Genomic DNA, 22114 nt, shown 5'->3' with positions numbered 1-22114 from the left:
TCGCACGGAGGATTTTTATGGGAGATAAATTAACGGGAAATGTTGTTGTCGGGCAATCAGGAGGCCCTACCTGTGTCATAAATCAGAGCCTTATAGGTGTTGTCAGAGAATGTTCGAAATACCCGCAGATGCATAAAGTTTACGGAGCCTTGCATGGAGTAAAAGGCATTCTTGAGGAAAATTTCACGGATCTGACGCGCGAGGATATTAAGAATCTTGAACTTGTGGCAAATACACCTTCTTCCGGGCTGGGTTCAGTCAGGATGAAACCGAAAGAAGAAGACTGTATCAGGATGTTTGAGGTTTTTAAAGCCCATAATGTGAGATATTTTTTCTATATAGGCGGGAATGATACCGCGGAAACGGCTGATATTGTAAACAATGTGGCAAGGCAGAGGGATTATGAGCTGAGGGTCTTCCATATACCGAAAACAATAGATAATGATTTGCTGGTTACAGACCACTGTCCCGGTTTCGGAAGCGCGGCAAAGTTTGTGGCCTGCGCGGTCATGGGCGATAACCTTGACAACAGGTCATTGCCCGGAATAAAAATAAATGTTGTGATGGGAAGACACGCAGGTTTTTTGACCGCAGCTACCATTCTGGCAAGAAAGTACGAGGATGACGGCCCGCACCTGATATATGTTCCCGAAGCTGTTTTTGAAAAGGAAAAGTTTGCGGAAGATGTTAATAAGGTATATCAGAAACACGGAAGGGCTGTCATATGTGTTTCTGAAGGGGTGCATGATGAAAACGGCAATCCAATCTTTACAACCGGCGAGAAAGATTCGCATGGAAACGTGCAGTTGAGCGGAAGCGGAGCATTGGGCGATTATCTTGCGGCTGAAATTAAGGCAAAACTTAAGGTTAAAAGAGTCAGGGCTGATACTTTCGGGTATCTGCAGCGTTGTTTCCCGGGGGTGGTTTCCGAAATTGATGCGGAAGAGGCCAGGTTTGTAGGAGAAAAAGCAGTTCAGCTTGCGGCAGGCGCTAATATTGACGGCAGCGTAATAATCAGGCGCGCAGGCGGAAAAAGCTACAAGGCCGAGTTTGACAGGACAGACCTTAAAAATGTCGCTAAAAAGACAAAGCCGCTTGATAAAAAATATATAAATAAAGAGCGGAATAATATAACTGAAGAATATATAGACTACGTAAAACCGCTTGCGGGCAAACTCCCTGAAATAGGCAGATTCCATATCCATAAAATAGCGAAAATCCTGAATAAATAAACTTTTTCTTAAATGACCCCTTGACAAAATCCTGATAATTGTTAATATATATATTATTAATATATTAACAATAAGAAGGAGTTGACATGAGCCTGCAGCGCGAATTAAAGCTTCCACAGCCTTTTCAAAATAAAAAACATGAAGCGTTGCTCAATATTTTAAGGACAGCTTCTTTACTTTCAAAAAGAGGCGACAGTTTTTTTTCAAAGTATGAAGTAACAATGGCGCAGTTCAATTTGCTGATGGTTTTAAAGTACAGCGGACTGGCGCATTTAACACAAAGCGAAATAGCCGAAAGGCTGCTTGTTAACAGGGCGAATATAACAGGCCTTATAGACAGGCTTGAAAAAACAGGGCTTGTTGAGCGTATGCCGGATAAAAAAGACAGAAGGCATTATTTTATTACATTTACTTCCAAGGGCAGAAAGACCGTGGATCAGATTGAACAGGCGTATGATAAAGAGGTGAATTTACTAATGAGAGATATTTCGGACGCGGAAGCATCAGAAGTTATAAGGGTGATGGAGAAACTCAGAGAACCGGATGCATTATGAAAGAGATGATATTAAAGACAGGGGATTCCGAAAAAATATACGCCAACTGGCATAAAGAAGGGTATGACAACTGCCTTCTCATCAGCCATGGTTTTCTGCAGTATAAAGACTCACAAACGTTTTCAGAGCTTGCATCCCGTTTTTCTTTATTTATGGATGTTTTGAGCATTGATTTAAGGGGCCACGGTAAAAGCTCGGGAGTTTTTACCTACGGTTCGAAAGAGAAATTGGATGTTTCCGCCGCGCTGGATTTTATAAGCGGGAAATACGCAAAAATATTTATAATGGGATTTTCACTCGGCGCTTCGGCGTCTCTTCAGGCCGCTGCCGGAAGAAAGGATGTGACTGGTTTAATACTTGTAAGCATACCCTCTTATTTTCATAAAATATTTCCTAAGTTCTGGACTCTTGAGGCCATCAGAACATTAATAACAAGCATAGGCTCAGGGAAAAAGGTCAGGGGTTTTAACCTGTTTTATAAGAAAAAAGACAACACGGCCGTTATCAGAGAGATTTTAGCGCCGGCCCTTATTATATACGCTTCACATGACTGGCTTGTGGGAAACAGCCACGTTGCGGATATAAAAAAAGAAGCTCCGGCAAATGTTGAATTTATTGGATTTGAGGGGCCGCAGCACGCCGAGCATATTTTTGAAAAAAATAAAGATGAATTTATATATAAAATACTGAAATGGATTAAAACCATAGTAAATCCCTTTGGAGAAACAGGTTCTCCTGCGGGAGAAAAGAAGGGAGTAAAAGGGTATGAATAAATGTCCTGTAAATCTGTACCAGTGGACTTGGCTGAAACGCCATCTTGAGTGGTGGAAATCCCTGAATATCATTTCGCCGGAAACCGCGGGCAAGATTACCGATTTGTACACATTTGAAAAGGTTCCGGAAAAACGCCACCCGTCTCTTTCAGCGCCGGTGAAAATTTTGACTGTATTCGGCTCAATATTTGTGGGCCTGGGAATAATTTTATTTATTTCATTTAACTGGAAACATATGGGGCCTTTCTTCAAGATCGGCACGGTTTCGGCTCTTGTATTTGTTTGCCATGCTCTTGCGGCATTGCTGTACAGTAAAAAATACGAGAAAAGCGCGGTCAGCCTTTCTTTGCTCGGAAATATTATTTTCGGCGCCGACATATACCTTGTGGCTCAGGTATTCAACATAATAAGCAGGTTTCCCAACGGTATATTTTTATGCGCTGCGGGCTCTGCCTTGACTGTTTATTTATACCGGTCACGCACAAATTACTATTTCACCTGCGCTCTTATGCTTATGTGGGTGTTGGGTGAGTCCATCGGATATAAAACCGCAAATTACCTGTTTATTCCGGCGCTTTTGCTTATTATGCTTCCTCTGGGTTACTGGTTAAAATCGCGCGCGGGAGTGGTTATCAGCCTCTGCGTTGCCTGGTACTGGATGATAGCAAACTCATTTATATGGGTGAACACTTATTTGTCTGTTATTCAGATGATGCCCGCTTTCCTTTTCGGGATGACAGTTTATCTTTGCGCTTACATGCACAAGGATAAAGAAACCGTGAAATACTTAGAGCCCTGTTACAGATGGAGCGGAACAGCGTTTATGTTGTTAAGCGCGTTTGCGTTTGCGAATGCGGGAATTTTTGAAGACGCAAAATATATTTTAAACAGCATAAAACTTCCATCTTTAATCTGCATGGTTTTATTGCTTGTGTGCGTTGCGGTTTTATACGGAATGTATTCAATCAGAACCAAAGATAAAATATTTATCCCGCTGGCTGTGATTTCCGCCCTGCTGCTGTTCTTTCTTCCGTCGATGAAATATTTCAAAATTATTGCGGTGATTCCGCTTGCGGTCCTTGCCATGGGGCTTTATGATAAAACCCGAAAGCCTGTTTTCCCTATCCTTCTTTCGGCGTATATTCCTTTTTACCTGTTTTTATATTCTATCCGCTGGCAGTCGGCGCCGGGAATATTTTCATTATTAATTTTGGCGGGGGTGATACTGTATTCATTCAACTGGTTTGTATTTAATGCGGGAAAAATACAACTGGAATATGTTTACGGGTATATGGGGCTTGGTATTGTCTTGTTTATATTCTATATATTTTCTTTTAATTTAGAGCCGGTTTATAATTATAGAGATTTCCATAAGATGAATTTTGAGTTCTGGATCTTCTGGGCCTTTTTGTTCGCGGTTTCTTCAGCGATGGTCTTAAAAGTATTTATGGAGAAAGAAAAACCAAGACTGTTTGAGTTTCTTACCCTTGCTTCAGGAATTGTTTTTTCTGTGTTGATGGCTTTAGCCGCGAAATTAAGCTATTTCAGCATTTATGTATCGGGTATATCCAATATAATAATCGTTGTATTGTCTACGGGGATTATTATTACCGGATACAGGATTGACAGAATCGGATTAAAAATAACAGGTTTTACATTCCTTATTTTAGAAATATTCTCGAGATATTTTGATTCCGGATGGGATTTTCTGACGCGGTCACTGATGTTTATCTCGGTGGGCGTAGTCCTCATAACAGCCGGTATTGTGCTTGAGAAAAACAAAGAGAAGCTTCTCGTCAAGGGAGGTATTTAAAATGAAAAAGATATGGATTATTACAGTTATAGTTATAATTTTCCAGTGCGGTTCGGTTTATACAATGGCTTTTAACAAGCTCTCCATAAAAAAGCACGGCACCCCGATAAAAGTCAGGGTTGAGCCTGTAGACCCGCGCAGCCTTTTCAGGGGAGATTATGTTATATTGCGGTATCCTTTCTCGAGCATAAAACCCGAAGATGTCGGCTTGAAAAAATTTGAAACGCATAATTTAAAGAGTATTTTTATCGTCCTGAAAAAGAAGGGGGACATGTGGGAGTATGACAGGGCATCGGTAAGCAGGCCTGAAATTTCTCATGAGGAAGTGTTTTTAAAAGGCGCGGTTGTTTCCGATGTTTTCGGGCACAGCGGCAGCTTGAGTGTAAAATACGGCATAGAAAGTTATTTTGTTCCCGAAGGCGAAGGCAGAGAACTGGAGAAATCCCGTGAGAGGAAAAACCTGGATGCGGAAATATACGTGGATTCAAAAGGATGTTCGCTCCTGAGCGGGCTTTTTGTGAAAGGTGGGAAAGTAAACTTTGGTAAATGATATCGCAAAATGTGTAAATCTCTATTGACGTAACCCGATGTGAATGGTATTTTTCTAATTACATCTGTTTTAACGGGGGAACAGGGAAACACCTTGTGGATTTCACGGGAGGTTTGAGAATGAAAAGGATTATGGTTGTTTTCCTTGTTCTTTTTTTATGTATTGATACTTGTGCGGTTTCCTCGCTAAGAAGGGTAGGCGCTTCCAAAAGAGAAAGAAGAGAGCCATACCCTGCCCGCGAAAAAAAATCCGAAGAAAAAAAGGATATTCTTGCCCAGGATTTTGATGACGGGCCGCAAACAATTAAAAAAGGATGCAAAGAAGGCGTCAGTTTCAGCGTCGATTCGGTTAAAGGCAGAACGGGCAATGCCATAAAAATCCAGTACGATTTGAATAATCCTCCCGCATGGTGCGAAATATATCTTCCCCTTGAAATAATCCCTCAAAAGGGGGGGATTTTCACTTTTTATATGAGAGGAGCCTCCGGCGGAAACGTCCTTGAGTTCAAGCTTGTTGACGAAGATGACACTACATTCCTTACAAAAGTTCCTTTAAACGATGTTTCTCCGGATAAATGGACTCAAAAAAGGGTTGAATATGATTCTCTTCATTACGGATGGGGCGGCGGCAATAAGACACTGGAAGGCAAGGTCAGGCTCGGATTAGCCGTGAGTACGGGTCACGGGGATAAAGGTTATATCGAAATAGATGACCTTTATTACAGCCAGAAGCTTTTTACTCCCGAACTGCAGTTAAGCCAGATAGGGTTTCATCCTGAAGATAAAAAGTCTGTCATTATGAGGATAACAGGAAATATTGAATCCGGAAGTTTTCCCAGAAAAATAAGAATCAGCGTAATCAGCAGGGAGACAGGCAAAATTGAATTGACAAAAAATATCTATAAACAGGATTTTGATGATTGGGAAGGAATTTATTATAAAGGGGATATATCAAGCCTTGCGAAAGAGGGCATTTATACCGTAAGCGCCGTTTTCAGGCACGGCAGAGAAATTGTGAAAGTCGATTCATATCCCTTTGAGATAGGCAAAAACGTGTTCGCGAAGAATATCGGGTGGACGCAGTGGAATTTCCTCAAACATCTGAGATGCGGCGAGAAATGCCATTTTCAGGATCCTGTCCAGGGCGGATACCATGACACGCTTGATGATATCGGAAAGAGGATGTGGTCCCATCCTCATCTTGTTTACGGGATGGCGAATTATTCGTTGTACAGCCCTGTTCAGGAAAGCAAAATAGAAAAAGGCGATTTCCCCGATTCCATCGGGGCTTTGAAATATGGCACAAGATTTTGTATTGATATCACGGGTGAAGACGGCAGTGTCCCGTGGAGCGGAGTGTCCCATAATATGAGCTGGGACGATTACTGTTCCAAAATCCTTCCGCTGGTCGACCTGTCGAAGGATAAATATCCCCGTTACCGCAACAATGACAAGAGCAATGCCGCGACTGCGTTTAATATTATTGCGCTGCTGAATGCCGCCCGGGCGCTGGAAAAACATGATAAGGGCCTCGCCGATGAAGCTGTTGCCACCGCGGCCAGGAACTGGGAATACCTGAATAAAAAAAGTTTTGCGACCTCGTTTGATATGGGTTGCTATATTTATGCCTCGCTTGAAATGTATGGGTATTTTGACGATGAAAAATATGTCGCAAAAATCAAAGATACCGCGAAAAAAATGTTGAAGCTGCAGTTCAATAATTATGCGGAAGTGGAGGATAATATCTGCGGCGACTTCTATTTTGACAGGAGGACAAAAGATTTCCATTTCCAATATAAAATGGTCAATTATAATCTTGGAATTTATATGGCCCTTATTGAACTATGCAAGTATCTTGATATAGGAGATCCGCTTTGGTGGGATGTTTATTATGCCGCAAAAGTGTTTACGGAAAATTATCTGCTGCCGATGGCCGCAAAAACCCCTTACGGGCAGATGGCAATGGGAATTGAAAAGGAATCGGACGGGAAATGGCACGTTTATTATTTTGCGGGGGATATCGATTCGGCGAGGAGAGCCGCTGCGCAGACGCACGGCCTTAATTGCGACCATTTCGGATACGGTTTGATTGCCATGAAGTGGGGGCAGTATTCGAATGATGTAAGGTTTGAGGTCTTTGCGGATGACCAGTTTCAGTGGGTCTTCGGGCAAAACCCTCTGGGAATCTGCCAGATTTCCGGTGTCGGAGGGAAACAGCCTGTTGTAATGAGCGCGTTTAAAGGCAAGGGCCCTATTACCGGGGGAATACCTAACGGTATTATGGATGCAACAGGTAAACAGCCTGAGTGGTGGGGAGAAGCGGCTTCAAGCGGGGAGTACTGGCTTCCTCACAATTCTTATTGCCTTGCCCTTATGCCTGTTCTGGAACTGGATGCTGAGATAAGCGGTGTGATATCGAACAACAAAAAACCGGTAAAGGAAGCCGTAATACAGGTTTATTGCGACAGGAAAAAAATTACGGAATTAAAAACCGATGAGAGCGGCGTGTTTGGTCCGGTGATTTTGCAGCCTCAGAAAAAATATATTTTCAAAGTATATGCCGAAGGGAAAAACTTTGAAAAGGAAATAGATCTTATTTCAGGCGACAGAGAGCATCTGGCTATTGATATATCCAGGTTTATCGAAATTGAACTTGAACTGCCCGCGGAAATTATCGAAGGCAAAGAAACCGAAGCTGTTGCCAGAGTCCGCAATAAAGGGGTTTTGGACCAGGAAGTCAGGGCAAATCTTTTTGTGGAAGGAGCGGTGCTCGAGGGAGAAAAGAACAACACGCTTAACATCAGGGCGGGTTCGGAGGAAATATTAAATTATAAAATAAAGCCTTCGGGCAGGAAGCCCCTGCTTTTAAGGCTCCAGGATATGGATGATGTTAATACATATGGCGAACAGCTCAGGATACCGTTAATCGACAGCAAAGGAGAAAAATGACAAGCGCGCAATCTTACCTCGGCAGAAGACGTTATATAAGGATTGACACCGTGCTTCCGGTCGAGTTCCAGTTTACGGACGCTGCTTCCGGTGAACCGCTGACGGATATAAGACAGGGTTTCACCATGGATATAAGCAAAGGAGGCATGTGTCTTGTCGTAAGGAACCTGGATAAAGAAACCGTTAACCTCTTTGAGAAAACTAATTGTAAAATCCTTCTTCACCTGGACTTGATTTACCGGAAAACCCCGATACGCGTTGAAGGTAAGATAGTCGCCTCAAAGCAGGAAAAGTTTTCGGTCCCGAACGAGTATGTGCTTCATATCGCGTTTACAGATATAGCACAACCTGACGCGGCGGCTCTTGTAAGATACGCGATGGTCAGAAAGCACAGAATGCCTATAGTAATTATATCTTTGGTTATTGTGGGAATAGCGCTGGCTTTTGCCTTATGGCGGGGCGGCAGGATGGATTTGCTGAGGCGCCAGGCGGAAGAGGCTTATGTAACGCTTAAAACCGAAAAAACCATGATAGAAAATAAATTCAATAAATCTTTATCGGAAAAAAACAATCTTGAATCAAAAATAAAAGAGTTTACGGACAAAATCGGCAAAATGGAAAAATCCATTGAGGACAGGGAACTGGCTGAGGATTCCAAGAATGTCATCGAGAGCCAGATTGAGGAAGTCAAAGTCGCAAAAGAAACAATGGAAAGGGAACTCAGGAAAGTCTTAAGAAAAAAAGAGTTCTATGAAAAAGAATTAAATGTGTTGAGGGATAAATTCAAGAGCGATGATGTAAAGGTTACATTCAAGAACAGCACCACTATGGTTGGAAAGATATTATCGCAGAGCAAAGATAAAATCCGGCTTCAGATTCAGTATGGGGTTATAGATATCAACAAATCGGAAGTCGATAATTATGAATTCCTGACATATGAGGAGAAAATAGCCGAAGAAGCAAAATCGGGAAAACTGAAGGCGTACACCTTTAACGATAATGCTGTCTGGGTGGACCTTTCATGGGTTGACCAGAGCCGGGATATCGGGGATATCGAGAGACTCGGCGGGATTTTTAAGAAACTGGGCGTTAAAAATATTTTCGTTAAAGTAAGAAGGGATGTTGACTGGCTGTGGTCGCCCGAGAAATTGACGTATGTCGGTTCATTCATAGGCGAGATGAAGAAAGTAAGCGGGGAATTTGAATTTTTTGCGTGGGTCGAAGCCAGAACTGAGTTTAATGAGGAACCCAATACAGACATTTCCGAAGAGTCGGATTTTAGTAATATTGTAAATACCGCAAAGTCTTTGTGTTCCGAGTATGCGTTTGACGGTGTTCTGCTGAATTTGTTTCCCGTTCCGAACGGAAACGAAAATTTTGTTTCTCTTATAAAGGAAATAAGAGAAAAACTTCCGGATAAAAAAACAGGAGTTGTAACAATGGAACTGGGCAGCGAAGGAGATATCGATGTATGGGATTCGGAATATTACAAAGAAGTCAGCGCGCTTTCTGATTTTGCCGTCTTGCCGTGTTATAACGCCTATTTTGAAAATACCGATATATATATAGCCTGGATCGAAGAGCAGATTTCAGCGGTGAGTAATATAAGCCGGTGTCCGGTATTCATAGGCGTGTCAACAGTAAAAGATTCAACGGATGAGCACAATGCCGCTGTTGAAAATATGGGTAATGCTCTGGTCGGCATCGATACGGCAATTCATAATCAGGACACCGATATATCAAAAATAAAGGGAGTTGCGGTAATGTCTAACTGGGCTTCCACAACCGAGGATTGGAAAAGCTTTTCTTCCCTGTGGGCGAAAAAAACATTTTTCCTCAGGGAAAAAGACAATTGAACGATATGAAATGTCTACCCCGGGTTATAATTTCGTTGACAATAAACATATTATAAATTATCATTCCTGAAAGACGGGAGGAATCAATTTAGTGGACCATCTGCAGGCGAAAAATAACGTATATGGTTTGCTGGCGGATACCAGATTGGTAATGATAAGCGGCGCGGTTTTATTCGCTTTTCTTACCGCGCTGGGTTCCTTTGTGAAGGTGCCCCTGCCTTTTTCGCCCGTTCCTGTTACTTTGCAGACTTTCTTTGTCCTTCTTTCAGGCGCTTTGCTCGGGAGAAAATTCGGATTTATCTCGCAGGCGCTGTTCGTAGGCATGGGTGTTGCCGGCATGCCGATTTTTGCCGTTCCGGGAGGCATTTTCGGACCTACTGGGGGATATCTCCTTTCATGGTTAATTATTCCTGTTTTTTGCGCGACGCTGATTAGTAAAATGCCGAAAACTTTTATCAGCTTCTGCGGCGTGTTTTTTCTCTGTTCCATTGTCATTCTTGTTTTAGGAAGCCTTTACCTGTCTTTTTATATGAACATAGGCCTTCTAAAAGCTTTTTCGCTTGGTTTTTTGCCGTTCGCGGCGGGGGATTTTCTTAAATCAATTGCGGCGGCAGGTATTGTGTCATTGGTGTTTAAAAAGGATTGACATAAAATAAGGAGCTTTAAGATCGCCGAACAGAAAGAAACCAATAATTGGGCGATGTTCTGCCATTTAAGCGCCTTGAGCTGTTATATAGGTATACCGTTCGGCAATATAATAGGCCCACTTGTCATATGGCTTATTAAAAAAGATGAAATGCCCTTTGTCAGCGAGCAGGGAAAAGAAGCGCTTAATTTCCAGATTTCGATGACAATATACGCAATTGTTTCGTTTTTCCTCATTTTTGCCGTTGTCGGATTCTTTCTTTTATTTGCCATAGCTATTATCAACCTCATATTTGTCATATCCGCGGCGGTTACAGCGTCCAAAGGCGAAAGTTACAGATATCCCCTGGCAATCAGGTTTTTAAAGTAGGCTGTGATAATATAAGTTAATAGTATTTGTTGACAATAAATTGATAAGCAGATAAACTGCCGGACAGAAAGGATTGCCTCTCAAATTAATGGTTGGATCCATTTCTTGAAGGTGAACAGTAGTTTAACAGGGAGAAGAGAATGAAGATTTACGTAGGGAATTTGTCGTATGAGGCAACTGAAGAAGACTTGCGTTCTGCTTTTGAACCGTTTGGGCAGGTTGATTCAGCCACTATAATAAATGATAAATATAGTGGAAGATCAAAAGGATTCGGGTTTGTAGAAATGGGTTCGCAAAGTGAAGCGCAGGCGGCGATTGACGGGTTAAACGGCAAAGACTTAAAGGGAAGAGCGCTTAATGTTAATGAAGCCCGTCCTCGTCCTGACAGGCCGCGCGGCGCCGGCGGCAGGGATAGCAGCAGGCACGGAAGCGGGAAACCGAGACATGGCAGAGGGGATAGGGGCGGCAATCGCCGTTTCTAATTTCTTTTTCAATAGCATTATTTACCCCGTTAGAGAAGTTGTTTTTCTCTAGCGGGGTTTTAGTTTAATGTTAGTTACGCTTTTCCCGCTGAACCCAGGACATGTTCGTTTTTGTGTTTGTACATTTTGATAAGGGAATCTCTTGCGGGACCAAGGTATTTTCTGGGGTCGAATTCTGCGGGTTTTTCGGCAAAAACCTTTCTTACGGTTCCTGTCATCCACAGCCTTCCGTCGGAATCGATATTGATTTTGCATACGGCGGATTTCGCCGCTTTTCTTAACTGTTCTTCAGGAATACCTATTGTGTCTTTGAGTTTGCCGCCGTTCTCATTTATCATTTTAACGGCTTCGATGGGAACTGAAGAAGAGCCGTGGAGGACGATGGGAAATCCGGGAAGTTTCTTCTCTATTTCTTCAAGGATGTCAAATCTCAGCTCGGGGGGAAGCAGTATTCCGTCTTTATTTCTTACGCATTGTTCAGGTTTGAATTTATTGGCGCCGTGTGATGTCCCTATTGAGATGGCAAGTGAATCAACCCCTGTCCTTGATACGAAATCTATTACTTCTTCCGGTTTTGTATATGTGGATTTTTCCGCTTTAACATCATCTTCTATCCCGGCGAGCATACCAAGCTCCCCTTCGACCGTAACGTCGTATTTGTGGGCAAAATCAACTACTTTCTTTGTAAGAGCCACGTTTTCTTCGTAGGTATGATGAGAACCGTCTATCATCACGGACGAGAACCCGGTTTCGATACATGATTTACAGAGCTCAAAGGTATCGCCGTGGTCAAGGTGAAGCGCAATCGGAATTTCTTTGAGGTTTTTTTCTTTTGCCATTTCCTTCATCATTTCTACCGCGCCCTGCGCCATATACCTTAAAAGGGTCTGATCGGCGTATTTCCTGGCCCCGCTTGATACCTGCAGTATAACCGGCGACTGGGTTTCAAGGCAGGCAGTGACTATTGCCTGAAGCTGCTCCATATTGTTAAAATTATAGGCAGGTATCGCATATCCGCCTTTTACGGCCTTTTTAAAGATGTCGCGCGTGTTGACAAGTCCCAGGTCTTTGTAACTAGACATAATAAATAACTCCTTTTTTGGTTGCCCTTTAATTTCATTGAAAAAGTGAACCCAATTATAACAAATCGAAAAATCTGTTCAACCACAAAATGAAAGTTCTTTGAAGATTATCATATTGAAGAAACCTTTTGATGTATGCTATTATAAAAAATCGCTGTATTTGTAATTGTACATTATCAAAAGGCCGTTATAATTAATCATGAGAACATTGTCATTAAAAGCATTGTTTTCGGTTCTTTTTTTTATCGTGGCGATTCCGGTTTCAGGATATGTCCTTTCGGCGCCCAGGGCGTTAAAAGTAAGGCCTGGGGAGTGGGCTTTTTATGATACACAGGGCAAGGCGTATCAACTGCAGAAAGTCGTTAAAGTGAACAGCCGGGAAATGGTAGTGGAGTATTCCACCATCATCAAGGATATGTTCGGCCGGGCGAAAGTGATAAGCAAATCGGAAACAGTGCTTCCAAGGTACAGCGCGCAGGCCGGCTCAGCTTCAAAAACCGGCTCCACTTCGAAGGATTTTATAAGGATAAAGGATAAAATGATAGAGTGCACGGTGGTTACTTATCCGGGCGGTATGACTAACTGGATATCCACCGATATTCCGGTTTCCGGATTGGTAAAGAGCGTAAAGGACGGCAAAGTCCTTATGCAGCTGATAGATTACGGAAAACAGTAAAGGAGGTATTTATGGCCTTAATTTCAATAATGTTTTTTGTGCTGCTGCTGGTTATAGTGCTGATGTTTATCGGTATATATAATTCACTGGTGAAGCTCAGGAACAGGGTAAAAAATGCATGGAGCCAGATCGATGTGCAGCTGAAAAGGCGCTATGATCTTATCCCTAATCTTGTAGAGACAGCCAAAGGATATCTGAAGCATGAAAGGGAAGTGCTTGAAAATGTCACAAAAGCGCGCACACAGGCTATACAGGCGGATAAAGGGGTTGCTGACCAGGCCAAAGCCGAAAATTTCCTGACCCAGACACTCCGCTCCCTTTTTGCGGTTGTCGAAAATTATCCGGACCTTAAAGCCAACCAGAATATGCTTGCCTTGCAGGAAGAATTAACTTCAACGGAGAATAAGATTTCTTTTGCAAGACAGCATTATAATGACAGTGTTATGGTGTTTAACACCAAGATAGAGATGTTTCCGTCCAATGTAGTCGCATCCATACTGAGTTTTAAGCAGCAGGAATTTTTTGAAGTTGAGAGCGAAGAAGAGAAAAAACCTGTTAATGTGAAATTCTGAAAATTTGATGAATCAAACCGGAAACTGGTTTTTCTGCCATATCATATTAACCTGAAATGCGCAACGGACCTTTATGAACAAAAATATTGATATGTGGGCGTTGATAGAAAAAAATAAAAGGAATACGTTTGTTCTTATAGTGATTTTTATCGTCTTTATGGCGGTTCTGGGATATGTTTTCGGCTATGTGTATGGCAATGGATATTACGGGCTTGCCATCGGGTTTTCGGTCGCGCTGGTTACAGGTATTGCCGTTTATTACGGCGGAGATTCCGTTGTCCTCGGTATCAGCGGAGCCAAAAAGATTGAAAAGAAGGATAACCCCCAGTTATTCAATGTGGTTGAAGAGATGTCCGTTGCATCCGGCCTTCCGATGCCTGAAATATATATAATAGATGATACCGCGCCGAACGCATTTGCCACCGGCAGAAATCCCGCACACGCGAAAATTGCGGTGACGCTCGGTTTGCTGCAGAAATTAAACAGAGACGAATTACAGGGTGTTGTAGCTCATGAGATGTCGCATGTAAAAAATTATGATATTTTATATGCGACGCTTGTAGGTGTCCTTGTGGGGAGTGTCGCCTTGTTGTGTGATTTTTTCCTCAGGTACACATTTTTTTCGGGCGGCCGCCGGTCAAGAAAGGATTCAAAGGGAGGGGGAGCCCAGGCAATATTGATGATAATCGCGATAGCGCTTGCCATTTTAGCGCCTCTTTTTGCCAAGCTTCTCCAGCTTGCGGTATCCAGGCAGAGAGAATACCTTGCGGATGCGACAGGTGTTCAACTTACAAGAAACCCCTTGGCTCTTGCCGGAGCACTCGAAAAGATATCCGGAGACATGGAAATTCTGGAAGCGGCCAATAGAGCCACTCAGCACCTTTATATTGTAAATCCCGTAAAATCTTTTGAGGCGCGGTCAAAGTCAGCATCCCTTTTCAGCACGCATCCTTCCATTCAGGACAGGATAAGCATTTTAAAGGCTCTTGCTCACCAGCAGTGAAAAGTTATTCCCCCTATGCCTGTTTTTTTGCGCGTCCATGAGGCTTCTGATTATGGGAAGGTTTGAATTCTTTAAAAAAAAGGGGCATCCCTCATCAAAAGAGGATGCCCCTTTCAGCTCAATGTAACTTATTTCTCGCCCTTTGCCGCTTTAATTGCGTCGGCATAAGTCGATACAGCGGCATCAAGTTTAGCCTGCGCATTATCCTTAGCGGTTTTAGCTTTAAGATAATCCTGGTGTTTTTGCTCTATCTCTTCTTTAGGACGGTCGCAAAGCCTTGCTTTGTTGTATGCAACCCTTGCTTTATACAAAGATTTGTTAGCGGCGTTAAAATCTTCCCGCGCCTGATTCCTGGCGATTTTGAGATCAAGTGTCTCATCTTCGACCCTTGGGGTGGCGATTTTACCCACATCTCTCTGCATTGAGAAAGTGCTGGTGCAGGATAACGCAAAGACGGCAACCAGCATAACCAATCCGGCTTTCTTCAACATGTATTCCTCCTCCCGTATTTTCTTTTTTCTGGTACAAACAGAATATAACTCTATCTATGGTTAAAATTCTGTAAAGAACATATGTCCTTATTGTTAAGATTATTTTATATTCACGGAAATAAAAGTCAAGTTATTTATGTTTTGGAAAAAAGGCCTATTTTAAATTCCTTTTTAAATCCGGTTTTTTCAATTTCTGTTATAAGCCTTGTTTTCTCTTCCATAAGCCAGTCAATAATATCGAGTTCATTGTTATTAAGCGAGTGTTTTTTCAATTCATTGATCTCGTGTATCAGGTTTGTCATTAATGTTATGATATCCTCGCATATTTTCAGCGGGTCTTCATCTGCGCGGATCCTTTTTCGTATCTGCTCGATTACCTTTAAATGCTTTGTTTTGGATGCAAAGGTTACAGAGGGGAAAACAGCCATCTTTATTTTCTGGAGCAAAGATAATTCGCCGGAAGACTTTACAAGCTTGAATAGTTCCTGAAGCCTGTCATGGTGGATTTCGCCCTGAGAGGATAAGTATTTAAGCAGTTTCGAAAGAGGTTCATTTCTGGAAAGAGTGCTTAGTTTTTCCATTGTTATTGCGGTGGAAAGCTCATTTTCCATGGAATTGCGGAGCAGCTCCATCCGGGTATTGTATTCATTTTTTTCTTTATCCTGCATATGCTCAAATCCTGAAAGGGCAGAGATATTATACCATAAGGCGCGGGAAAATCAGTATATATAAACTCTATGATAATTGCTGTCAGCGGTGTTGCGGAAATCCATACCGGCTTCTGCCGGACATATAATTATCTGTTTTGCAGCCGGTTGCCTGATAAGCGGGTATATTTATTTTGTCAGGTTCAGCCTGCCTGTGATCAAAAGACAGGACGGGTTTTGAAAAATATATTTAAAAAAAAGAATTTTTCGGTTAGAATGGATTTTCTTCTTGGTTTGACAGCGGGAGAAATGGAGAAAACAAATGAAAAAGCTATCAGAATTTATATCATCCGGAAACGTGTTAATAGAATTGGAAGGGTCTGATTCCGAATCGGTCATAAAGCAGCTTGCAGGGACATTTGAAGATTTAAACAAAGATGTTATCGTGGAAAGAGTGTTGCGCCGCGAATCGATGGATTCCACGGCAATCGGCCATGGAATCGCTTTTCCGCATGCGAGAATTGAAACGGGAAAGGGACTGACAATCGCAGTGGGAAAAAGCAGCAAGGGAATTGATTTTAACGCTTTTGACAAAAAACCCGTCCATCTTGTTTTTCTTGTTGTCTGGCAGCCTTCCACTCCTATCCTTTTCACCCAGCTTTTTTCCTCACTGATAAAAAGCTTCAGGAAGCAGGATTTTAGAAACAGTATTTTATCGGCTAAAAATAAAACCGAAATGATAGAGCTCCTGTCTACGATTAAAATAAAGGTCATAGAGGAAGCGGAAGCCGAAATAGTATGTACCGCTTCCATTTTGAGAAAACTTCAGGACCTTGAAAGAAAACGGGCGAAACTCAAGAGAAAAAGCCCTAAACTGGAAAAAGAGCTTGAAATGCTGCGCTCCGATGTAAACAGCGATTATCTGAACCGTTTTGACAGGCTGGTAAAGAGATACGGCACTGCCATAGTAGATGTAGTTGACGGTGTGTGTCAGGGCTGTTATATGAACCTGTCCACAGGCCTTAAGAACCAGATTAAATATAGAAATCATGTTTATATATGCGAGAATTGCAGCAGGTTTATTGCTTTGAAGGAAGATTGAACCCGTTGTGTTTATTAACGATAAAGAATATAACTTTCTTACCAAATTTTTCCCGTTGCTGGAAAATACCTGTGCCGATACCCGTCTTCTCCCCCGCGGATCCGGCGACAAAAGCTGGGAAAAAATAGTTTTTTTGAAATACGCGCCGTTTATCGATATTTTCGGATTAGGGTGTCTTATATGCCATGAAAACGACCCTTATGAGGACAGGTTCCTTATCAGGGCCGATTCTTCGGAAAGAACCTATTTTTTGCCGGGATCCGCGGGCTACGAGGGCATAAAGCGGGAAAACCTTCTTATATTCGAATCAGGCGCTGAAGCGGAATCAGCCGGGTTTAGAAAAAAATAAAATCATATTAAACGCGAACCCGCGTAACTTGATGGGATATGATAAGTATGAAGCTTTTTTTTGTTGTTGTATTTCTTTCTGCTTCTGTTGCCTGCGCTGCTCCCGATGTGCTTTCCGCCCCCGGAAATGGTGAATACAGGGGTGCCAGGGATGAAGTAGTGGTTATAAATCTGTTGAACGGCCTTGAACTTAGCGATGAGCAGGCAGGCTGGTTGCTTAAATATGCGAAAGAGGCGGAAAAAGACAGGAGCGAATTCCTGAAAAACAGGGAAAGCAGGAAGAACAGCATAGGCAAAGCGCTGGATGAGGTAAAAAGTGAAGTAGAAGACGGCAGGAATATATCCGATGCGGCAAGAAAGAAGTACGCTGAGGCTCACCGCAGGGAAAAGGAGACGGAGATAGAATATTTTAAGAAGATGGAAGAATTAGCCGACCTGGTGAAATCCAGACTGGAGAGCTACCAGATAGAAGCCATCAAATCTTACAAGCCCTGTGTTATCCCCCCGAAGGAGGGGAACAGGATAGGCCAGGCTGATTCCGGAGAGAAGTACATTAAGCATGTTGAACAGATAAGGGTTCTTCCCGAAAAGGCTTACGATGCCAGGAAAGAGGAGATAGCGCAACGTTTCATACAGCGTATAAAATATCATTTTATGGAGCCTAATATGGATGAAGAAGAGGAAACGGATTTTTTAATCGGCATATATGACAAGGCAAGGAAAATGAACGATGTGAAGTTTGAAGTAAACAAGGGGGATCTTGCCGCGGAAATATCCGATAGATACGATAAAAGCATGAATAACACCGATGTAAACGGGAAAATCATGAAAATACTGCTTTCGGATGCGGCAGTGGATGTGCTTGAAAAAAGAGTTAACAAAAGCCCTTTAGATAAACTTATTAAAAACCGCAAATAAATGACATCTTTTGCTTTTTAACTTACCCGCGATATGGTTTAATTGTAGAAATATTTCCAATTGGGTTTTTTATGAACAGAAAAGTGTTAGTTGCCATGAGCGGAGGTGTGGATTCTTCGGTCGCGGCATATATGCTGAAAAAACAGGGATACAGCATCGAAGCGGTTACTATGTGTTTTGGTGTTGATGAATCGAGTGACGAAAACAACGTAACTGATGCTTCGAGAGTTTGTTCGGCGCTTGATATAAAACACAAAAGTGTAAATTTTTCCAGAGAACTTGAAGAAAAAGTAATAAAACCCTTTATAAATGAATATAAAGCTGGAAGGACCCCCAATCCCTGCGTAATCTGCAACAGGCATATCAAATTCGGCCTTTTTCTTGAATATGCCAGGGAATCCGGATTTGACCTTATTGCGACAGGCCATTATGCCGCTATTGCCAAAAAAGACGGCTCTTTATTTATTTCAAAACCGAAGGATGAAAAAAAAGACCAGACGTATTTTCTTTATGGAATAAGAAAGGAATGCCTGGATTATGTCATTTTTCCGCTTTGTGAGTCGGTAAAAAGCGAAGTCATTAAAATTGCCGGCGGCCAACCCTGGGGGTTATCGCGCCGGCCGCAAAGCCAGGATATATGTTTTATAAAGGATAGAGACTATAGAAATTTTCTGTTGAATCGGGCGGGTCCTGTAAAATCCGGGAAGATAATCGACTTGGAAGGCAATATTATCGGCGAGCATAAGGGTTTCCTTTATTATACAATAGGACAGAGGGAGGGACTGGGCATAGGAGGCGGCCGGCCTTATTATGTAATTAACATCGATGCAGAAAAAAATATACTGGTTGCGGGAAGAGAGGAATACTTGGGGTCAAGGGTTTTGATTGCCGATAATCTGAATTTGTTTACGGAAAAGCTTCCCCGGAAATGCAAGGCTAAGATAAGATATGCCCATAAGGAGGCGGCTTGCAGTATCTCGCTTATGGGTAATGAGTTACGCATAGAGTTTAATGATTTGCAAAGAGCCGTCACACCGGGGCAATCAGTTGTTCTTTATGATAATGATATTGTAATCGGCGGGGGTATAATCAGGGATGTAATCAGGCAAACAGGCAGCTTGACAACCACCGAAAAAGATGTTATTTATTAGTAAAACGTTTTCCTAAAAGACAGGTTTCCCTTAAAAGAAAAGGAGGGTATTGTGAAGAGAATATTTCTAATGGCGGGTGTCTTTGTTTTGGCTGTCAGTATCCATGTTTTTGCCGAAGAGACAGAAATGCTTGTAGCGGATTTTGAAGGCTGGCCCAATAATCTGGGCGGGGAAATAGGGGTATACGGCTCGCTTGAGCCTAATTGGGAAGAAAAAGATACAGTGCCGTACAGCTGGGTTTATGAGCCCCCGTGCGCGGATTACAGCGTGGAAAATGTTTATGACGGAAAACATTCATTCAGATTGGTAAACGCGATGGGCAGCAAACCCAATGAATCATGGGGAAGTTTTTCGATGAACTTAGGCCCAACCCTTGATTTAACAACCATGCCCATAACAGTCGACAGCAAAGATGTCTCCGGATATAAATATCTTACTTTCTGGCTTAAAGGTGAAAATGGGGGGGAGCATATTCAGATTCTTTTCCGCGACGCTAACGCCTTAAATTATATGCCGCAGGTGAAATATAATGTTCCGGATGCGGCAAAGGAATGGAAAAAAGTCGTAATACCCATGGATGAAATAAGGAAAAAAGTTGATTTAAAACATCTTGACAATGTCGGAATCGCTTTCGGGCCCGATGTAGGAAACACAAAAGGCGATACAATATATATAGACAGCTTTATATTTACCAATAATGAGCACTAAGGTTTCGGGAAGGGCATGTTTTTACCGTGCGCCCTTCCTTCATTTTTAAGTATTCGGAGTGTAAGCGATGGAATCAAGAAAAAGAATTTTGTGGGTCAGCCTGTTTTCCTCTGCCCTGCTGCTCCTGGTCTTCTTTCTGTTAATTCCCGCGGATATAGGGCAGATAAGAGGCGTGAATTATTCCTTATGCTATCCCAGGACAACGCATTTTTCGCAGGTTCCCGCTGAGGTGATAGAAAAAGATTTTGAGATGATGAAGCAGGCGGGAATCAATACCATCAGGACGTATGATATGCTTCCTGATTTTGTGCTCGATATTGCGGAGAAAAAAGGGATTTATCTCATTGAAACAGTGTGTTTCCCGGGCGGGTGGACGGATTTCACTTCGCCTTTCCAGTTGAATATCCTCCAGAAACAGGCCGTATCAAATGTTTTGAAGCATAAGGACAGGAAAGTTGTCATTGCGTGGGCTATATGGAATGATGCGCCATTTACTTTCGGCTCCGAGAAAGGGGATGTTATAGAAAGATACGGTTCTGAAAAAGTTAACGCTTTCCTGAAAAAGATATATAGTTCGGTGAAAAAAACAGACCCTTCCAGGCCTGTTACGGGTTCTAACATGATCCATTATGAAGAAGGCGCCGCGGTCGGTTCCGGGTTTCTTGATTTTATGAGTTTTAATACTTATGTGGGTTTGAAGGACTGGAACGGGACATTTGACGCTGAGTACGCCGACAGGATGGTGAATGAAATCCTTTCCCTGTCAAAGAAATTCGGCAAACCGGCCTTGATTTCAGAAATGGGGTACAGCACTTTCTGGGAAAAATCTTCAGGCATGACACAGAGGGAAGTTGTCAGCCGCCAGATAAAAGCCGTTGATAAGAAACTTATGGGTTTTTTGCTTTTTGAATGGTGCGATAACTGGAATAAATCGGGAAGGCCCGGCGAGCTGGATGATACCATAGAAGAACATTGGGGCATTAACGACGGTTACAGGGCTCCGAAAAGCGGGTACGGCGCGCTGAAAGGTTCCCTGTCTGTTTTTGACCGGTTTCTTAATTGGCTGAGCGGCATAAAAAGGATTATATTGAACAAAAAACCGGTCCCGGCTTTTTATAAACCTGAAGCCGGACAATTTCCGGCTGTGGATATATTGAAGGCCGATGCTTTTGAAAAGTGGGTTTATCTCAGGAAGCTTGAAACCGGAGAAAATTGGGCTGTTTATGCTAAAGTGAGCGGGAATCTTCTGAGAGAGATTTTGAAAGAAACAGAAAAGAATTCTTCGCCTCTCAGGCCTGATAAAAACAGCATAAAATATCAATATCTGAACTGGCTTGCCCATCGCGAGCTGATGGACCGGAATGAACGCGTCGCATTGGAGAAGCTTTATGATATGCTTTTACTGTATTCAACGGAAACTTCCGACCCGGACATATTAAAGGAATACGCGGCCCTTCTTTCAGAAAACGGGGAACCGGTTTATTCCAGAAAACTGATAGAAAAGTATGCCGATATGATTGTTTCTGAATTCTCGCCTGACAAAGCGGCGGATATTCTTTTTGATGCCGGGAAAGAGGAGGAAATGCTTCAACCCGAAAGGATATCTGAAGCAGGTGTCTTATTCGGGAAATATATAGAGGTCGCTGTAAATAAGAATGACCAGAGTGAGTCATGCGCATTACTGTTCAGTCTGGGCAATCTGTACGAGGAACGGCAGCTTTACGACAAAGCGGTGGATGTCTTCCAGCTCATAGTCGATAAATATCCCAAAGCCGGCAAAACCGTGGAAGCGATAAGCCGCCTGGCCCGGATTTATGATTCCAGGGGCCAGTTGAAGAAAGCGGAGTATGAATACAGCAGGATTATATTTAATTATCCTGAAAGCTCTTTTGCCCTTGATGCCATACCGAAGATGATGAGTATATTTGCAAAATATCCTCATGATGCAAGGGTCGGGAAGGAGATACCTTTTCTTGAAAAAGTTACGGCTCTGGATATTGACAAGGCGGTTTTGGTCAAATTGACATATCAGCTTGCCTCTCTGTATGAGTCACAGAAACGGACAGAGGATGCGAAAACCTGTTATAAAAAAGTCATCGACGGGTTTCCGGACAGCAGCTACGCGTCTTTTGCCGATAAGGATTTAAAAAGACTGGAAATGAAAGATGAATAAAAAGCGCCTCTTTTTTTTGT

At 42.5% G+C, this 22114-nt stretch carries 22 protein-coding genes; 19 read left to right on the top strand and 3 right to left on the bottom strand.

Features of this window, described 5'->3' with window-relative positions; genetic code table 11:
• The first annotated feature begins 17 nt into the window (after positions 1 to 17).
• The 10 genes from M0R36_02795 (at position 18) to M0R36_02750 (ending at position 11223) form a co-directional block, all read left to right on the top strand.
• A complete protein-coding gene (locus tag M0R36_02795) occupies positions 18 to 1232 on the top strand; it encodes a 6-phosphofructokinase (protein MCK9554732.1) in 1215 nt (404 codons plus the stop codon).
• Between the two features lie 86 nt (positions 1233 to 1318).
• Positions 1319 to 1786 carry a MarR family transcriptional regulator gene (locus M0R36_02790; GenBank protein MCK9554731.1) on the top strand — a complete coding sequence of 156 codons (468 nt, stop codon included), beginning with the start codon at positions 1319 to 1321 and terminating at the stop codon, positions 1784 to 1786.
• Positions 1783 to 2559 carry a lysophospholipase gene (locus M0R36_02785; protein MCK9554730.1) on the top strand — a complete coding sequence of 259 codons (777 nt, stop codon included), beginning with the start codon at positions 1783 to 1785 and terminating at the stop codon, positions 2557 to 2559. The genes M0R36_02790 and M0R36_02785 overlap by 4 nt, the downstream gene beginning before the upstream one ends.
• Positions 2552 to 4372, top strand: a complete 1821-nt coding sequence (locus M0R36_02780; GenBank protein MCK9554729.1) for a DUF2157 domain-containing protein — start codon at positions 2552 to 2554, stop codon at positions 4370 to 4372. The genes M0R36_02785 and M0R36_02780 overlap by 8 nt, the downstream gene beginning before the upstream one ends.
• A 1-nt stretch (position 4373) precedes the next feature.
• Positions 4374 to 4922, top strand: a complete 549-nt coding sequence (locus M0R36_02775; GenBank protein MCK9554728.1) for a GDYXXLXY domain-containing protein — start codon at positions 4374 to 4376, stop codon at positions 4920 to 4922.
• 119 nt (positions 4923 to 5041) lie between these two features.
• Positions 5042 to 7870, top strand: coding sequence for a glycoside hydrolase family 9 protein (locus M0R36_02770; GenBank protein ID MCK9554727.1), 2829 nt, complete (start codon positions 5042 to 5044; stop codon positions 7868 to 7870).
• Positions 7867 to 9726, top strand: a complete 1860-nt coding sequence (locus M0R36_02765; GenBank protein ID MCK9554726.1) for a PilZ domain-containing protein — start codon at positions 7867 to 7869, stop codon at positions 9724 to 9726. The genes M0R36_02770 and M0R36_02765 overlap by 4 nt, the downstream gene beginning before the upstream one ends.
• 91 nt (positions 9727 to 9817) lie before the next feature.
• Complete coding sequence (locus tag M0R36_02760) at positions 9818 to 10372, top strand: biotin transporter BioY (GenBank protein ID MCK9554725.1); 555 nt, start codon at positions 9818 to 9820, stop codon at positions 10370 to 10372.
• 54 nt (positions 10373 to 10426) lie between these two features.
• Entirely contained in the window at positions 10427 to 10741 is a 315-nt protein-coding gene (locus tag M0R36_02755; protein MCK9554724.1) for a DUF4870 domain-containing protein, read from the top strand.
• Positions 10742 to 10881: 140 nt separating this feature from the next.
• Positions 10882 to 11223, top strand: a complete 342-nt coding sequence (locus M0R36_02750) for an RNA-binding protein (protein ID MCK9554723.1) — start codon at positions 10882 to 10884, stop codon at positions 11221 to 11223.
• 74 nt (positions 11224 to 11297) lie between these two features.
• Here M0R36_02750 and M0R36_02745 read toward each other — a convergent pair whose 3' ends face one another.
• On the bottom strand, positions 11298 to 12305 hold the full coding sequence (locus M0R36_02745; GenBank protein MCK9554722.1) for a class II fructose-1,6-bisphosphate aldolase: 1008 nt from the start codon (positions 12303 to 12305) through the stop codon (positions 11298 to 11300).
• Positions 12306 to 12504: 199 nt separating this feature from the next.
• Here M0R36_02745 and M0R36_02740 point away from each other — a divergent pair, with 199 nt between their 5' ends.
• The 3 genes from M0R36_02740 to M0R36_02730 all read left to right on the top strand — a co-directional run bounded on the left by M0R36_02740 (position 12505) and on the right by M0R36_02730 (position 14556).
• Complete coding sequence (locus M0R36_02740; GenBank protein MCK9554721.1) at positions 12505 to 12981, top strand: hypothetical protein; 477 nt, start codon at positions 12505 to 12507, stop codon at positions 12979 to 12981.
• A gap of 11 nt (positions 12982 to 12992) precedes the next feature.
• Positions 12993 to 13553, top strand: a complete 561-nt coding sequence (locus tag M0R36_02735; protein MCK9554720.1) for a LemA family protein — start codon at positions 12993 to 12995, stop codon at positions 13551 to 13553.
• Positions 13554 to 13626: 73 nt separating this feature from the next.
• Complete coding sequence (locus tag M0R36_02730) at positions 13627 to 14556, top strand: M48 family metallopeptidase (GenBank protein MCK9554719.1); 930 nt, start codon at positions 13627 to 13629, stop codon at positions 14554 to 14556.
• 128 nt (positions 14557 to 14684) lie between these two features.
• Here M0R36_02730 and M0R36_02725 read toward each other — a convergent pair whose 3' ends face one another.
• Together M0R36_02725 and M0R36_02720 are read right to left on the bottom strand one after the other, a co-directional pair.
• Positions 14685 to 15047, bottom strand: a complete 363-nt coding sequence (locus M0R36_02725) for a hypothetical protein (GenBank protein ID MCK9554718.1) — start codon at positions 15045 to 15047, stop codon at positions 14685 to 14687.
• A 134-nt stretch (positions 15048 to 15181) separates the two neighbouring features.
• On the bottom strand, positions 15182 to 15715 hold the full coding sequence (locus M0R36_02720) for a hypothetical protein (protein ID MCK9554717.1): 534 nt from the start codon (positions 15713 to 15715) through the stop codon (positions 15182 to 15184).
• Between the two features lie 301 nt (positions 15716 to 16016).
• Between M0R36_02720 and M0R36_02715 the strand changes: the two genes are divergently transcribed.
• The 6 genes from M0R36_02715 (at position 16017) to M0R36_02690 (ending at position 22094) form a co-directional block, all read left to right on the top strand.
• Entirely contained in the window at positions 16017 to 16796 is a 780-nt protein-coding gene (locus tag M0R36_02715) for a PTS sugar transporter subunit IIA (protein ID MCK9554716.1), read from the top strand.
• 7 nt (positions 16797 to 16803) lie between these two features.
• Positions 16804 to 17145, top strand: a complete 342-nt coding sequence (locus tag M0R36_02710; protein ID MCK9554715.1) for a hypothetical protein — start codon at positions 16804 to 16806, stop codon at positions 17143 to 17145.
• Between the two features lie 47 nt (positions 17146 to 17192).
• On the top strand, positions 17193 to 18062 hold the full coding sequence (locus M0R36_02705) for a hypothetical protein (protein MCK9554714.1): 870 nt from the start codon (positions 17193 to 17195) through the stop codon (positions 18060 to 18062).
• Positions 18063 to 18133: 71 nt separating this feature from the next.
• Positions 18134 to 19213: a tRNA 2-thiouridine(34) synthase MnmA gene (gene mnmA, locus M0R36_02700; GenBank protein ID MCK9554713.1), complete on the top strand. Its 1080-nt coding sequence runs from the start codon at positions 18134 to 18136 to the stop codon at positions 19211 to 19213.
• 51 nt (positions 19214 to 19264) lie between these two features.
• Entirely contained in the window at positions 19265 to 19921 is a 657-nt protein-coding gene (locus tag M0R36_02695) for a hypothetical protein (protein ID MCK9554712.1), read from the top strand.
• A gap of 67 nt (positions 19922 to 19988) precedes the next feature.
• Entirely contained in the window at positions 19989 to 22094 is a 2106-nt protein-coding gene (locus M0R36_02690) for a tetratricopeptide repeat protein (protein ID MCK9554711.1), read from the top strand.
• Positions 22095 to 22114: the final 20 nt, after the last annotated feature.

The sequence above is a fragment of the bacterium genome (genome assembly GCA_023228325.1).
Taxonomy (GTDB): Bacteria; Auribacterota; UBA6266; order UBA6266; family UBA6266; genus UBA6266.
Note: the sequence above shows the minus strand (reverse complement) of the source record. Positions and strands in the feature narration are given on the sequence as shown.